Annotated in this window: 10 protein-coding genes; 5 read left to right on the top strand and 5 right to left on the bottom strand. The window is 72.1% G+C overall.

The genetic code is table 11. The annotated features are described in order from the left end of the window. The first annotated feature begins 109 nt into the window (after positions 1-109). Positions 110-2,134: a SpoIIE family protein phosphatase gene (locus EV385_RS16215; RefSeq protein ID WP_242624913.1), complete on the top strand. Its 2,025-nt coding sequence runs from the start codon at positions 110-112 to the stop codon at positions 2,132-2,134. A 41-nt stretch (positions 2,135-2,175) separates the two neighbouring features. Here EV385_RS16215 and EV385_RS16210 read toward each other — a convergent pair whose 3' ends face one another. Both EV385_RS16210 and EV385_RS16205 read right to left on the bottom strand, forming a co-directional pair. After that, positions 2,176-2,535 (bottom strand): SpoIIAA family protein, encoded by a 360-nt coding sequence (locus tag EV385_RS16210; RefSeq protein WP_165449505.1) that lies wholly within the window; start codon positions 2,533-2,535, stop codon positions 2,176-2,178. A 91-nt stretch (positions 2,536-2,626) separates the two neighbouring features. Then, the gene (locus tag EV385_RS16205; RefSeq protein WP_130510215.1) at positions 2,627-3,781 is read right to left on the bottom strand and encodes an FAD-binding oxidoreductase; all 1,155 of its coding nucleotides are present in this window, start codon (positions 3,779-3,781) and stop codon (positions 2,627-2,629) included. Positions 3,782-4,012: 231 nt separating this feature from the next. Here EV385_RS16205 and EV385_RS16200 point away from each other — a divergent pair, with 231 nt between their 5' ends. The 4 genes from EV385_RS16200 (at position 4,013) to EV385_RS16185 (ending at position 13,237) form a co-directional block, all read left to right on the top strand. After that, positions 4,013-6,100 (top strand): S9 family peptidase, encoded by a 2,088-nt coding sequence (locus EV385_RS16200; protein ID WP_130510214.1) that lies wholly within the window; start codon positions 4,013-4,015, stop codon positions 6,098-6,100. A gap of 174 nt (positions 6,101-6,274) precedes the next feature. After that, positions 6,275-8,485 (top strand): ATP-binding protein, encoded by a 2,211-nt coding sequence (locus EV385_RS16195; protein WP_130510213.1) that lies wholly within the window; start codon positions 6,275-6,277, stop codon positions 8,483-8,485. A 151-nt stretch (positions 8,486-8,636) separates the two neighbouring features. Further along, positions 8,637-10,892 (top strand): ATP-binding protein, encoded by a 2,256-nt coding sequence (locus EV385_RS16190; protein WP_130510212.1) that lies wholly within the window; start codon positions 8,637-8,639, stop codon positions 10,890-10,892. Between the two features lie 140 nt (positions 10,893-11,032). Then, entirely contained in the window at positions 11,033-13,237 is a 2,205-nt protein-coding gene (locus tag EV385_RS16185) for a PAS domain-containing sensor histidine kinase (protein ID WP_130510211.1), read from the top strand. Here the strand turns inward: EV385_RS16185 and EV385_RS16180 are convergent. The 3 genes from EV385_RS16180 to EV385_RS16170 are packed head-to-tail and all read right to left on the bottom strand — an operon-like array spanning position 13,234 to position 15,931. After that, complete coding sequence (locus EV385_RS16180) at positions 13,234-14,715, bottom strand: FtsX-like permease family protein (RefSeq protein ID WP_130510210.1); 1,482 nt, start codon at positions 14,713-14,715, stop codon at positions 13,234-13,236. The genes EV385_RS16185 and EV385_RS16180 overlap by 4 nt on opposite strands. Next, positions 14,712-15,401, bottom strand: coding sequence for an ABC transporter ATP-binding protein (locus EV385_RS16175; RefSeq protein WP_130510209.1), 690 nt, complete (start codon positions 15,399-15,401; stop codon positions 14,712-14,714). The genes EV385_RS16180 and EV385_RS16175 overlap by 4 nt, the downstream gene beginning before the upstream one ends. After that, on the bottom strand, positions 15,398-15,931 hold the full coding sequence (locus EV385_RS16170; protein WP_130510208.1) for a helix-turn-helix transcriptional regulator: 534 nt from the start codon (positions 15,929-15,931) through the stop codon (positions 15,398-15,400). The genes EV385_RS16175 and EV385_RS16170 overlap by 4 nt, the downstream gene beginning before the upstream one ends. Positions 15,932-15,969: the final 38 nt, after the last annotated feature.

Here is a 15,969-nt window from a genome sequence, read left to right as displayed (position 1 = left end):
CCTCACTGACGGTGTCCTCCGGGGTGGGCTCCCTATCTTCCCTCGCCCGGCCCGGGCTATGCGAGGGACGCCTTTGTGCACACGCCGGTGCGCAGGAGAGGATGCATGCGTGTCAGTGGAGGCCGACCGCGTCGCGACCCCGGTCGAGGGTCCGTTCACCCGCCGCGTCCGGCTCCCCAACGATCGGCGCACCCCCGCCGCGGCCCGCGCGCTGGTCCGTGCGGTGCTGACGGACGCCGGCCTCGACGCCCTGCTCAACGAGGCGCTGCTGCTGACCACGGAGCTGTCGACCAACGCGGTGGTGCACGCCAACACCGACCTCGACATCGAGGTGGCCGCCGACCCCGACGGGCTCACCGTGACGGTCACGGACTTCGCGCCCGGGCCGGTCGAACAACTGGCCGTCGGGCCGCGCAACGAACGCACCGACATCGGCGAGGTCGCCGAACGCGGCCGGGGCCTGCTGCTGGTCGACCACTTCGCCAGCCGGTGGGGCACCGTGCACCAGCCCAGCGGCAAGGGGGTCTGGTTCCGGCTGGAGCGCCGCGACGCGGCGACGCCGGCACCAGCACCGGTGCCCGACGACGCGGCTCCCGGGATCGGCGCGCTCACCGCGCTGCTGCAGACCGACCCCGAGCGGCACACCGACGACGGACTCGCCGACTTCGGTACGGACCTGCTGGCCCGGCTGGCCCAGCTCACCGGCGCCTCCGGTGCGGTCCTGCGGCTCGACCGCGGCGACGGGCGCGGCCGCCACATCATCGCCCGGTACGGCCGGGCGCCACGCGAGGACGCGGCCACGATCCGGCTGCCGCTGGCCGTGCCCCGCCCGTACCTGGGCGAGCTGGAGCTGGACGCCTCCCCGGTGGGGTACGCGCAGCCGCTGGCCCGCATCGTCGCCGAACGCTTCTCGCTGCACCTGGAGAACGACCGGCTGCGCCGCGCCGACCTGCGCCGCCAGACCTGGCTGACGTTCCTCGCCGAGGCCAGTGAGCTGCTGGCCCAGTCCCTCGACGTCAACCTCACGATGGCGCTGATCCCGCAGCTCGTGGTGCCCCGGCTGGGGATGTGGTGCGCGGTGCACACCACGGACGCGTGGGGGCGGCTGCAGCTCGCGGCGGCCACCCACGCCGACGAGTCGGCGCTGCCCGCGCTGCACGCCACCCTCGCCGAGGAGGGCCCCGACGGGGTGCTGGCCCGGCTGGAGGAGGCGTCGAAGCTCGGCACCCAGGTCATGTTCGGCACCCCGACCGAGGGTTTCGTGGTGCCACTGGTGGCGCGCGGGCAGCGGCTCGGCACCCTCGCGGTGGGGCGGCATCCCCGGCACCGGCACGACGCCGACGAGGTGGCGGTGCTGGAGGACGTGGCCCGCCGGGCGGCCCTGGCGATCGACAACGCGCGGATCCACGACGAGCGGCGTACGGTCGCCCGTACCCTGCAGGCCTCGCTGCTGCCGCCGGTGCTGCCGGAGGTGGCCGGGGTGGGCTTCGCCGCCGAGTACGTGCCCGCCGGCTCCGAGGTCGGCGGCGACTTCTACGACGTGGTGCCCACCGGGGCGGACAGCTGGGTCGTGGTGGTGGGTGACGTCTCCGGCAAGGGGGTGCAGGCCGCCACGGTCACCGGGCTGGTCCGCGACGTCATCCGGATCCTGGTCGACGACGGCAAACCGATGGCCGAGATCCTGGCCCGGGTCAACCGCACCCTCGTGCAGCGCGGCGGCGGCCGGTACTGCACCCTCGCGCTGGCCTCGGTCGACCGGGAGCACGGCGGCACGCTGCGGGTGAGCCTGCACCTGGCCGGGCACGACCGGGCGGTGCTGGTCCGCGCGGACGGCCGGACCGCGTTCGTCGGGGCGGGCGGCACGGCGCTCGGGCTGCTGGAGACGATCTCCACCCCGGCCGCGGCGGTGCGCCTGCGCAGCGGCGACTCGCTCATCTTCTACACCGACGGGGTGACCGAACGCCGTCGCGGGCGGGAGCTGTTCGGCACGTCGCGGCTGCGCGAGGCGGCGCGGCCGCTGGCCGGGTACCCGGCGAAGGTCATGGCGGCGCGGCTGCGCTCCACCACCATCAACTTCTCGGTGGAGGAGCCACGCGACGACATCGCCATCCTGGTGCTGCGCAACGACGACTGAATCGTCGTACCCGGGTGGTGACGCTGGGCTGAACTCCGCGCTCAGCCCGCGGCCCAGGTGACGGCCTGGGCTCGCTCCGCCAGCGGGAAGTGCCGCATGTCGCCCGGGGTCATCCAGCCGAACAGGGACACCAAGTGGATCATCCAGTCGACGTCGGTCACCAGCGCGATGCGCTTCCACCGGGTCAGGTGGTCCAGGCCGAGTTTGAGGTCCTGCCAGGCCGCACCGCCCGACACGCCGTCGAACTTCTCGAAGACCAGCACGATCCGGACGTCCCCACCTTCCGCGACGACCTGGTCGATCGCGGGGCCGAGCACGTCGCGGTAGTCGGAGGTGTGTAGCTCCCCGACGGCCCGGAAGCCGATGACACCGGCCGGCAGATCGTCCAGCGGCTCAAGCATGTCGATCCCCATCCTCTCGTCGCGTCCGTCTCACCCTGGCACGCCCGGCGGCGCCGCGCAGCGCGGTGCCGCCCGACCGACCAGAAGAGGTTCAGAACAGGTCGTGGTAGTCGGCCACGTCGATCACCCGGGCGGTCGGCGGGGGCGCGGAGATCACCACCGCGCGGCCGCCACGGGCCAGCAGGACGCCGCGTACCGCGTCGAGGATCGCCTCCACCCGCTCGGGCGGGGTGCCGCCGGGCAGCACCGCGTGCACCGTGCCGAGGCCCGCCGAGCCCCGGATCGGCACCACCGCCCCGGCGGCGTCCCGCAGGGCGTAGACGGCGGCGTGCAGGTCGGCGATCGGCACCGCGATCCGCAGCGCCACGTCGTCGTGGCCGAACGGGTACCGGCCCCACCAGCGCGGCGCGATCTCCGAGATCGTCGCGTGGTCGCCGATCGCCACAGCGAGCCGGGCAGCGCGGTCCGCGACGCTGGTCGGTGCACCCTCCAGCAGGACCGCGAGGGAGCCCGGCGGCTGCTCCGTGGTGCGCGGGACCGAACGCGGCAGGTCGACCTCGATGGCGCTGGGGTCGACCCGCTGGGCGAGGGTCTCCTCCACGAGGTTGTGCACCTGCAGCGGCGTGGACACCGCCACGAACACCCAGCGCCGGGCGGCGGGCAACGGCTCCAGGCGCAGGTTGGCGGAGACGATCACCCCGTCGACCGCCGTGCCGCCGGGGCGGGCGCCGGCGGTGCCGAGCTCACCGGCCCGGTCGACGTAGCTGAGGTGGCGAACCTGGTCGGCCGCCGTGCCGTACCGGTGGCGCAGCGGGCCGGACTCGTTGACCGCGAGCATCCCGCCGATGGTCGCGCCCGCCGAGGGCGGGTCGACCGCGAGGCGCTGGCCGCGCAACGCGAGCCTGGCCTGCACCGCGCGCACCGGGGTGCCCGCGCCCACCTCGGCGGTGCCCGCGGCAGGGTCGTGGTGCCACACTCCGGCCAGGCGCCCGGTGTCGAGCAGCACGTCGACGCCGGGCGGCGGCGTGCCCCAGTCGAGCTTGGTGCCCGCGCCACGAGCCCGTACGGCGAGGCCCCGGGTGGCGGCCAGGCGCAGGGTGTCGGCGACGGCGGTGGCGGTGGCGGGGCCCGCGACGAAGCGCGCCACGCGGCCCGCCACCGTGTCGGCCGGGCCGGCCAGGCGGGCGAAGGCCGGGCCACAGATGTCGATTAGGGCCCGCAGTACGGGCGGCAGGGCGGAGGTCATGCGCGGCCTGGCGGCGCGGCGGCGAAGAACATCGGAACTCCCGGGGTGATTCGGAGATCGGATGCGGACGGAGCGCGGAGACGGGTATCAATATGTTGAAGATCGTCCACTCTGGCATATCGTACACATGTTCTAATCGGCGCGGGGCAGGACCACCGGTCCGCGACACCGGCACCGGGCCCCACAACGGACAGCGACCGCACCGCCACGACCGACCGGTAGCCTGGGCCGGTGACCACCGAACTGCCCAGCACCCCGCCCGCCGTACGCCGGATACCGAGTGTGCGCACCCAGCACGGCGACACCGTCACGGACGAGTACGCCTGGCTGGCCGACCGGGACAACCCCGAGACGATCGCCCACCTCGAGGCGGAGAACGCCTGGACGGACCACGCCACCGCGCACCTCGTCCCGCTGCAGAACACGATCTTCGAGGAGATCAAGCGGCGCACCCAGGAGACCGACCTGTCGGTGCCGAGCCGCAAGGGCGGGTTCTGGTACTACACCCGGACGGTCGAGGGCAGCCAGTACGCGATCCACTGCCGGGTGCCGGTCCGGGCGGGCGAGACCGATCCCCCGGTCACGGACGACGGCGCGCCGCTGACCGGCGAGCAGGTGCTGCTGGACGGCAACGCGCTCGCCGAGGGCAAGGACTTCTTCGCGCTGGGCACCTTCGACGTCAGCCCGGACGGCCGGTTCCTGGCGTACTCGGTGGACTTCGCGGGTGACGAGCGGTTCACCCTCAAGGTCAAGGACCTGGAGACCGGCGAGGTGCTGCCGGACGAGGTCCCGGACACCTCGTACGGCACGGCGTGGTCGGCGGACGCGGGAACGCTGTTCTACCTGACCGTGGACGACGCGTGGCGCCCGCACCGGGTGTGGCGGCACACCGTGGGCGAGCCCGCCGCCCAGGACGTGATCGTGTATGAGGAGCCGGACGAGCGCTTCTGGGTCAGCGTGCACCTGAGCCGCAGCGAGAAGTTCATCATCATCGACGTGCACAGCAAGATGACCAGCGAGGTACGGGTCGTCGACGCCCAGGCCCCGACCGCCGAGCCCGCCGTGATCGCGGAGCGCCGGCAGGGCGTGGAGTACTCCGTGGAGCACCACGGCCACCGCTTCCTGATCCTGCACAACGACGGCGCCGAGGACTTCGCGCTGGCGTACACGTCGGTGGACAACCCGGGCGACTGGGTGGAGCTGATCGGTCACGAGCCCGGCACCCGGCTGGAGGGGGTGGACGCGTTCAGCCGGCACATCGTGGTCTCGCTGCGCCGCGACGGGCTGACCGGTCTGCGCGTCATCGCCGACGGCAGCACGGACAGCTACGACATGAAGTTCCCGGAGCCGCTGTACAGCGTCGGCCTGGCCGCCAATCCGGAGTACGACGTGAAGACCGTACGGATCTCGTACACCTCGATGGTCACCCCGGATTCGGTGTACGACGTGGATCTGGTGACCCAGGCGATGACGCTGCGCAAGCGCCGCCCGGTGCTGGGCGGCTACGACCCGCTGGAGTACGAGCAGTTCCGCGAGTGGGCGGTGGCTGACGACGGCACCCGGGTGCCGATCTCGATCGTGGCCCGCAAGGGCACCCCCCGCAACGGCACCGCCCCGCTGTTGCTGTACGGCTACGGCTCGTACGAGTCCAGCATCGACCCGTACTTCTCCATCGCCCGGCTGTCGCTGCTGGACCGCGGCGTGGTGTTCGCGATCGCGCACATCCGCGGCGGCGGCGAGCTGGGCCGCCGGTGGTACGAGGACGGCCGGTTGCTGGCCAAGAAGAACACGTTCACGGACTTCGTGGCGTGCGCGCGGGTGCTGGTGCGCAACTCGTGGACGGCGGCGGACCGGCTGGTGGCGCGCGGCGCCTCGGCGGGCGGTCTGCTGGTGGGCGCGGTGGCCAACCTGGCGCCGGAGGCGTTCGCGGGAATCGTGGCGCAGGTGCCGTTCGTGGATCCGCTGAACACCATTCTGGACCCGTCGCTGCCGCTGACGGTCACGGAGTGGGAGGAGTGGGGTAATCCGCTGGAGTCGGCGGACGTGTACGCGTACATGAAGTCGTACAGCCCGTACGAGAACGTGGCGGCGCTGCGCTACCCGGCGATCCTCGCCGTGAGCAGCCTCAATGACACCCGGGTGCTGTACCACGAGCCGACGAAGTGGATCGCCCGGCTGCGGGAGGTCGCACCGGGCGGGTCGTATCTGCTGAAGACCGAGATGGGCGCGGGGCACGGCGGCCCGAGCGGCCGGTACGACGCCTGGAAGGAGGAGGCGTTCGTGACGGCGTGGACCCTGGACGTCATGGGTCTGTCCTAGGCGTCACGAATGATGCATTACGGGACGAGAGGACCCACGTCGTCTTCAAGCTCCGTGACGACGTGTGATATGCCGTATTGACGGCGATTTGGCCGCTACCGTGAAGAGACGGGACTGGCCCGCTACGCGTGGCCCTGGCCGCATGCCTGACACGTCCCGGGGGAAGACCGAGACATGCACCCGTGGCGTCGGATCCGGGGCAGCGCGCGGCTCGGCAGTGCCTTCGGGATCGTGGCACTGCTGTTGATCATTTTGATCGGCGTCGCCTTGGACAACATCCTCGCGCAGCGCAGGGCGGACCGGCAGGTGGCCGAGTCCGCCGCGCTGCAGCGTGACGCGTCCACGGCCAAGTTCCGCGCCGCGGACTTCAACGGCTGGCAGACCGGGTACGCGTTCGACACCATCCGGGGCGTGCCGGGCGCCGCCGCCGACGACGGGGTCCAGCGCAGCCTGTTCCTCGCCTCGACGGCGGCGTTCCGGCAGGACCTGGCCCGGATCGCCGCCCATCCGCTCACCCCGGCGCAAGAACAGCAGCTCAGCATCGCCCAGGACGCCTTCGACCACTTCATGGACCTCGACGCCCAGATCGTGGCCGGATACCGCTCCGGCGATCCCGCCCAGATCGCCGCCGCCAACGACCTGGTCGCCGGCGAAGAGCTGCAATGGTTCGCCACGGCCGCCAGCGCGGTGAATCAGCTCGCCGAGCTGGCCCGGGCCGACGCCGACGCGGACACCGCCATTGCCCTGCGCACGAGCTCCCGCGCACTGACCATCATGATCGTCGTCGGCGTCGCGTGCGTCCTGCTCGCCGCCCTGCTCGCCGTGCTGGCAATCCGTACCGTCGCCAAGACCGCACGGTACAAGGCGATGCTGGCCGCCATCGTCGAACAGTCCGCCGACGCCACGATCGCCCTCACGCTTGACGGCACCATCACGGCCTGGAACACCGCCGCCGAGCGCCTCTTCGGTTTCACCGCCGAGGAGGCCATCGGCCGCACTCCGGCGATCTTCATGTTGCCGAGCCGGGCGCACCTGATCCACGTCACGCTCGGCCAGGTGGCCGCGGGGCGCCAGGTACACCTCGAGGGAGCGCCCCGCATCCGCAAGGACGGCACGCAGATCAGAGTGTCGACCATCGTCGTACCGATCCGGGACGAGAACGGCGTGGTCGTGGCCGCCGCGGCCACCGAGCGCGACGTCACCGCCCGCATGCAGCGGGAAGCGGAGGAGCAACTCGCGAACGACCGGGCGGCCCGGACGGCCCGGCTGGAAAGCCTGGGCCAGCTCGCCGGTGGCGTCGCGCACGACTTCAACAACCTGCTGGCCATCATCCTCAACTGCGCCGAGTTCATCGCCGACGAACCCGGCGAGCAGGCAGCCGAGGACCTGGCCCGGATCCGCGACGCCGCCCGCCGCGGCCAGGACCTGACCAGCCAGCTCCTGCTGTTCGCCAAGCACGAACCGGCCCAGGTCCCGGCCGACAGCGTCGACCTGAACTCGGCCGTCGCGGGCGCCAACGACCTGCTCGGCCGAACTCTGGGCGGCAACATCACCCTGCGCTGCACGACGTACGGTGGTCCCCTGCCCGTGCGCACCGACCGGGGGCGGCTCGACCAGATCCTGCTCAACCTCGTGATCAACGCCCGCGACGCGATGCCCGACGGCGGCGTCATCGACGTCGCCACCGACCTCGTCGAACTGGCCACCGGAAGCGCGATCATGCCGCTGCCCGCCGGGCACTACGCCGAGCTGACCGTCACCGACAACGGCGTGGGCATGAGCGCGGAGGTCAGGGACCGGCTCTTCGAGCCGTTCTTCACCACCAAGGCACCCCAGAAGGGCACCGGCCTCGGCCTCGCCACGGTGTACGGCATCGTCCTGGCCGCCGAGGGCACGATCACCGTGGACTCCACACCCGGCGTCGGCACCACCTTCCGGGTCCTGTTGCCCGTTGTCGCTCCGCCGGTAGCGGACGGTGGGCGGCCCACACCGGCTCCCGGGCACGGGCACGGTGAACGGGTCCTGGTCGTCGAGGACGACGACACCGTACGCGACGTCGTGGTCCGCATCCTGAACCGCAACGGCTACCGCACCACCGCGGTCCACGACGCGGACGCCGCGCTGCGCATGGACCTCGACGACGTGGACCTGCTGATCACCGACATGCTCCTGCCCGACCGTTCCGGCATGGCCGTCGCCGACCAGGTGCATGCTCAACACCCCGATCTGCCGGTGCTGTTCATGACCGGCCAGGGCGACCCCGTGGTGGTGTCGGACGGCAGCGCGGCCGACGCGACCCGGATCGTGTTCAAGCCATTCACCGCCGTCGAGCTGCTCACCAACGTCGACGAGGCACTCGAGGCCGCCGCGCCGCGTTCTTCCTAGGCGGCGGGGGGCTCCGGCACTCCAGTGCGACTTGTGATTATGCCGGATTAGCGGCGAGACGCCCGCTACGGTGAAGGGCACGGGACCGACCCCGCGCCGCGTCGCGTGGCCCTGGCCGCATGGCTCACCTGTCCCGTGGAAAGACCGAGGCATGCACACGTGGCGTCGGATCTATGGCGGCGTGCGGCTTGGCGGCGCCTTCGGGCTCGTAGCGCTGCTGCTGATCACCCTGATCGGCGTCGCCGTGGAGAACATCCTCGCGCAGCGCAGGGCGGACCGGCAGGTCGTCGAGTCCGCTGCGCTGCAACGTGACGCGCTCACGGCCAAGTTCCGCACCGCCGACTTCAACGGCTGGCAGACCGGGTACGCGTTCGACACGATCCGGGGCGTGCCGGGCGCCTCCAACGACGGCGGCGGGGTCCAGCGCGCCAAATTCCTCGCCTCGACGGCGGCGTTCCGGCAGGACCTGGCCCGGGTCGGAAGCCATCCGCTCACCCCAGCGCAACGGCAGCAACTGAACATCGCCGAAGATGCCTTCAACCACTTCATGGAGCTCGACGCGCGGATCGTGGCCGGATACCGCTCCGGCGATCCCGCCAAGATCGCCGCCGCCAACGACCTGGTCGCCGGTGAGGAACTGCAATGGTTCGACCGAGCCGCCGGCGCGGTGAACCACCTCGCCGAACTCGCGCAGGCCGGCGCCGACGCGGACGCCGCCGAGGCCCGGCGCGTCGGTTCCCGGGCGCTGACGATCATGATCGTCGTCGGTGTCGCCTTTCTCGTCTTCGCCGCCGGGCTGGTGGTGCGGGCGAGCCGTACCGCCGCCGACACGGCACGGCAGAAGGCGATGCTGGCCGCGATCGTCGAACAGTCCGCCCACGCCACCATGGCCCTTGCTCTCGACGGCACCATCACGGCCTGGAACACCGCCGCCGAGCGCATCTACGGCTTCACGGCCGACGAGGCCATCGGCCAATCCCCGGCGATCTTCATGTTGCCGCACCGGAGGCACCTGATCCGCATCACGCTCAGTGAAGTGGCCGCGGGTCGGCAACTTCACATCGAGGGAGCACCCCGGCAGCGCAAGGACGGCAGCCGGATCAGAGTCTCGACCATCATCGTGCCGATCCGAGACGAGAACGGGGTGGTCGTCGGCGCCGCGGTCACCGAGAACGACGTCACCGCCCGCATGCAGCGGGAAGCGGAGGAGCAACTCGCGAACGACCGGGCGGCCCGGACGGCCCGGCTGGAGAGCCTGGGCCAGCTCGCCGGTGGCGTCGCGCACGACTTCAACAACCTGCTGGCCATCATCCTCAACTGCGCCGAGTTCGTCGCCGAAGAGGCCAGCGGCCAGGCTGCGGAGGACCTGGCCCGGATCCGCGATGCCGCCCAGCGGGGCCGGGCCCTGACCAGTCAGCTGCTGCTGTTCGCCAAGCGGGAACCAGCCCACGGCGAGGACGTCGACCTGAACTCGGCCGTCAGGGGTGCCAAGGACCTGCTCGGCCGGACGATCGGCGCCAGCATCACCCTGCGCTGCACGACGTCCGGAGATGCCCTGCCGGTGCGCACCGACCGGGGACGGCTCGACCAGATTCTGCTCAATCTCGTGATCAACGCCCGCGACGCAATGCCCGACGGCGGTCTCGTGGAGGTCGAGACCGATCTCGTCGACCTGGCCGAAGGCGTGGCCATGCCCCTGCCTGCCGGTCGCTACGCCCAGCTGACCGTCAGGGACAACGGTGTGGGCATGAGCACCGAGGTCAGGGACCGGCTCTTCGAGCCGTTCTTCACCACCAAGGCACCTCAGAAGGGCACCGGCCTCGGCCTCGCCACGGTGTACGGAATCGTTCTGGACGCTGAGGGCACCATCACCGTGGACTCCACACCGGGTGTCGGCACCACCTTCCGGATCCTGCTGCCGCTGGCCACGCCGCCGGCCGAGGCGCCCACGGGCGGGCAGCTCACGCCGGCCCCCGCGCAGGGGCGCGGAAACGGCGAACGGGTCCTGGTCATCGAGGACGAGGACACGGTGCGCGATGTCGTGGTACGCATCCTGACCCGCAGCGGCTACCGCACCACCGCGGTCCGCGACGCGGACTCCGCGCTGCGCATGAATCTCACCGACGTCGACCTGCTGATCACCGACATGATGCTGCCCGATCGCCCCGGCGCGGCCGTCGCCGACCAGATGCATGCCCGGCGCCCGGAATTGCCGGTGGTGTTCATGACCGGCCAGGGTGACCCGCTGGTGCTGTCGGGGAGCGGCCTGACCGAGGCGACACGGATCGTGTACAAGCCCTTCACCGCCGTCGAACTGCTCAGCAACGTCGGCAAGGCGCTCGAAACCACCGCGCCGCGTCCGGCCCACGCGGCGAGCAGGTCCGACGTCGCGGGCCAGGACCTGTAGCATCTGCGGCCTTCCGAGGCGGCTTGTGATTATGCCGGTTCAGCGGCGGGACGGCCGCTACGGTGAAGGCTTCGGGACTGGTCGCGTCGCGTCGCGTGGCCCTGGCTGTACGCCTGACACATCCCCTGGGAAGACCGAGAATGCACTCGTCGCGTCGGGTCCACGTCGGCGCGCGGCTCGGCGGCGTCTTCGGGCTCGTGGCGCTGCTGCTGATCATCTCGATCGGCGTCGCCGTGGACAACATCCTCACGCTGCGCAGGGCGGACCGGCAGGTGGCCGAGTCCGCCGCGCTGCAGCGTGACGCGTCCACGGCCAAGTTCCGCGCCGCGGACTTCAACGGCTGGCAGACCGGGTACGCGTTCGACACCATCCGGGGCGTGCCGGGCGCCGCCGCCGACGACGGGGTCCAGCGCAGCCTGTTCCTCGCCTCGACGGCGGCGTTCCGGCAGGACCTGGCCCGGATCGCCGCCCATCCGCTCACCCCGGCGCAAGAACAGCAGCTCAGCATCGCCCAGGACGCCTTCGACCACTTCATGGACCTCGACGCCCAGATCGTGGCCGGATACCGCTCCGGCGATCCCGCCCAGATCGCCGCCGCCAACGACCTGGTCGCCGGCGAGGAACTGCAATGGTTCGCCACGGCCGCCGACGCGGTGAACCACCTTGCCGAACTCGCGCGGGCCGACGCCGACGCGGACACCGCCACGGCGCTGCGCACGAGCTCCCGCGCACTGACCATCATGATCGTCGTCGGCGTCGCGTGTGTCCTGCTCGCCATCGTGCTGACCTGGGTCGCAACCCGTACCGCCGCCAACACCGCACGGCACAAGGCGACGCTGGCCGCCATCGTCGAACAGTCCGCCGACGCGACGGTGGCCCTCACCCTCGACGGCATCGTCACGGTGTGGAACAGCGGCGCCGAGCGCATATACGGCTACACCGCCGAGGAGGCCATCGGCAGTTCGGCGGCGAGATTCCTGTTGCCGAGCCGGGCGCACATGGTGCGGGTGGGGCTCAGCGAGGTGATCGCGGGTCGCCAATTCCAAGTCGAAGGCGGGCTGCGCATCCGCAAGGACGGCACCCAGATCAAGGTATCGAGCGTCACCATGCCGATCCGCGACGAGAACGGCGTGGTCGTCGCCGCCGCGGTCCTCGAACGCGACATCACGGCCCGCATGCGGCGCGAGGCCGACGAGAAGCTCGCCACCGACCGGGCGGCCCGGACAGCCCGGCTGGAAAGCCTGGGCCAGCTCGCCGGTGGCGTCGCGCACGACTTCAACAACCTGCTGGCCATCATCCTCAACTGCGCCGAGTTCATCGCCGACGAACCCGGCGAGCAGGCAGCCGAGGACCTGGCCCGGATCCGCGACGCCGCCCAACGGGGCCAGGCTCTGACCAGCCAGCTCCTGCTGTTCGCCAAGCGCGAACCGACCCAGGATGAGAGCGTCGACCTCAACTCGGCCGTCGCGGGCGCCAGGGACCTGCTCGGCCGGACCCTCGGCGCCAGCATCACCCTGCGCTGCCAGACCTACGACGGCGCCCTGCCGGTGCGCACCGACCGGGGGCGGCTCGACCAGATCCTGCTCAACCTCGTGATCAACGCCCGCGACGCGATGCCCGACGGCGGCGTCATCCAGATCGACACCGACCGTGTCGACCTGGCCGAAGACGGGACGCTGCCGCTGCCGCCCGGGCACTACGCCCAGCTGACCGTCAGCGACAACGGCATCGGCATGAGCGCCGAGGTCAGGGACCGGCTCTTCGAGCCCTTCTTCACCACCAAGGCGCAGAAGGGCACCGGCCTCGGCCTCGCCACGGTCTACGGCATCGTCCTGGCCGCCGAAGGCACCATCAGAGTGGACTCCACCCCCGGCGTCGGCACCACCTTCCGGATCGTGCTGCCGATCGTCACCGCGCCGGCCGAGGCCGGCAGAGAACTCACGCCGATGCCCGGACGGAGGCAGGGCAACGGCGAACGGGTTCTGGTCGTCGAGGACGAGGACGCGCTCCGCGACGTCGTGGTGCGAATCCTGAACCGCAACGGCTACCGCACCATCGCGGTCCGCGACGCGGACGCCGCGCTCCAGATGGACCTCGACGCCGTGGACCTGCTGATCACCGACATGATGCTGCCCGACCGTTCCGGCCCGGCAGTCGCCGACGAGATGCATTCCCGGCGCCCCGGCCTGCCGGTGGTGTTCATGACCGGCCAGGGCGACCCCGTGGTCGTGTCGCAGAGCGGGGCATTCGAGGCGACCCGCGTCGTCTTCAAGCCCTTCAGCGCCGCCGAACTGCTCGACACGATCGGGAAAGCGCTCGAAGTCACCGCACCGCATCCGGCCTAGGCGGCGCGCAGCTCCCCTGGATCGGTGCTCATCCGGAGCAGGACGAAACCGATCACGGCCACCAGCGCCATGATCGCCAGCGTTCCGGCGCCGAGCACGGCCAGGTCCACGAGTGGCAGAGGCACCTGCCGGGTCACGGCCACGACCGTTTCCGGGCACGACGAGTCGGCGCAACCCCGCGAGGTGATGCTGCTGCTGACGGTCGTGCCGGGCGCGCGGACCAGGGACACCCCGACGATCAGCGCGACGAGCGTGGCCGGGATCAGCGGGGCGAGGGTCTGCCAGGCGATCGCCCCGCCGAGGGTGCGGCGCGGCACCCCGGTCGCCACCAGGATCGCGTACGCCCGGCGGCGGGACACGACGCCCTCGGCGAGCGCGATCAGGATGCCCGCCGCGGCGATGGCCACGGCGATCGCCACGGTGAGGTCGACGAGGTCGATGGCGCCGAAGTAGAAGGCGGTGTCGTAGCCGGACTCGCTGCCCGTTCGCCGGGCCAGCTCGTCCTCGACGGCGAACTGGGTGGCCAGCTCGGCCCGGTAACCGGACACACCTGCGCCGACGATGACCGCGGCCAGCAGCGCGGCGAACGTGCGGCTGCCGCTCCACGGGTCGGCCATCAGCTGCCGCCCGGCCAGCAGCGCGGCGGGTCGGCGTGCGTAGCGCCGCAGCAGCCGCCCGGTGGTGTACGCGATCCACCCCGTGCCGAGGATCACCCCCAGCACCGCCGCGAGGACGAGCAGCATCAGCGCCAGCAACACGACCGTCGCGCTCACCCCGGCCGTGGCCCGCCGCAGCCAGCCGCCCAGCGGGCTGAGCACGAACGGGGCGAACACCCCGGCGATGATGAGCGCGCCAGGCAGCACCGAGGGGCGGCGGTCCCGGGTACGCCGGACCACGCCGAGCGGCGTGACGATGACCTTGCGCAGCAGGAACGCGCCCGCCAGCCCGCCGACCAGCGGCACCAGCAGCACGATCCCGGCGAGGACGGGCAGGCTCGGCAGCACGTCGGTGGGCAGCGACCGCTGTCCCGCGAAGTCCGGCCGGTCGAGCGCCCAGCGCCCCACCAGGTAGATCAGGCATCCGCTCAGCGATCCGAGCAGCGCGGCGCCCGCGGTCTCCCCGGCCGCGACGAGCACGGCCTGTCCGGGCGTGGCCCCGGACAGGCGCAGGGCGGCCAGCCGCCGGTCGCGGGCCGGCGAGCCGAACCGGATGCACTGCCCGGCCAGCGCCAGCACGGGCACGGCCAGCAGCAGCAGGGTCGCCACGATGCCGGGGCGCAGCCCGTCCTCGGCCAGCAGGGTCGGCCGGTACCGGGTCACCACGCCGTAGTCCCCGCCCGCCTCGGGCACGGCGGCCACGGCCGCGGCGGCCAGCAGGATCAGCGCGGCGAGGGCGCCGCTGGCGCCGGTGAAGACGATGCGCAGGGTGTCGGTGCGGCTTCCGGTCAGGGCCAGGCGGGCCAGGGTCGCGGGCCTCACGAGCCGATCCCGAGGCCGAGGCCGGTGGGGTCGACGGCGCCGTCGCGCAGCGCGACCTCGCGGTCCGCGTACGCGGCGATCCGCGCGTCGTGGGTGACCAGCACGATGGCCGTGCCCTGCAGCCGCGCGACCTGCATCAGCTCGGTCAGCACCTGCTCGCCGGTGAGCACGTCGAGCGCACCGGTGGGTTCGTCGGCGAACAGCACCCGGGGCTCGCTGACCAGCGACCGGGCCACCGCGCAGCGCTGCTGCTGGCCGCCGGACATCGCGCCCGGCCGGACATCGGCCAGCTCCTCGACGCCGAAGCGGCCCAGCCACAGCAGCGCCACCCGGCGCGCCTCGCGCCTGGTCCAACCCCCCAGCAGCAGCGGCAGGGCGACGTTCTCGGCCGCGGTCAGCTCGGGCACGAGCTGACCGAACTGGAACAGCACCCCGAATTCGGTACGCCGCAGCTTGGCGCGGGCGGCCTCGGACTCCGTGCCGATCTCCCGGTCGCGGTAGCGCACCGAACCGGCGTCGGCCCGCAGGATCCCGGCCAGGCAGTGCAGCAGCGTGGACTTGCCGCAGCCGCTCGGTCCGGTGACGGCGACGAGTTCACCCTCGCCGATCTCGATGTCGACGCCGCGCAGCGCCGGGGTCTGGCCGTAGCTCTTGACGAGCCCGTGTGCCTGCAACAGGGGGGTCACTGGTGCACCTCTCGGAGGTCGGTGACGCGCAGCAGCGTGGTCTGCAGCCAGCGCAGGTCCGCGTCGAGGTGGGCGATGGCGTAGTCGGCGGCCAGGACCTCGCCGACGGGCGTCTGTGGCCGGGTCTTGATCGCGGTGAGTTCGCGCAGGCGGGCGGTGTGCGCGGCGCGCTGGGCGACCAGGTAGTCGCGGGCCACGTCGGCCCCGGCGGCCAGCAGCCCGACCACGACCTTGCTGAACAGCGTCGCGGTCACATACGGTGCCGGCGGCTCGACCGCCGAGAGCCACTCGGTGAGGCGGGCCCGGCCGGCGTCGGTGAGGGTGTACGAGGTGCGCTCCGGCCCGCCGTCGCGGTCGGAGCCGGAGGGCTCGACGAGCCCGTCGCGCTCCAGCCGGCCGAGGGTGGCGTAGACCTGCCCGTACGCGAGGGGCTTGCTGCTGGGCATCCGCTCGTCGTGCGCGCGCTTGAGGTCGTAGCCGTGCCGCGGTCCGGCGGCCAGCAGACCGAGAAGCACGTGCGGGGTAGACATGGCGGTCACTATTCACTGAGTGAATAGCCGGCGTCAAG

This window comes from Krasilnikovia cinnamomea (assembly GCF_004217545.1).
Classification (GTDB): Bacteria; Actinomycetota; Actinomycetes; order Mycobacteriales; family Micromonosporaceae; genus Actinoplanes; species Actinoplanes cinnamomeus.
This window is presented reverse-complemented; position numbering and strand designations above follow the sequence as displayed.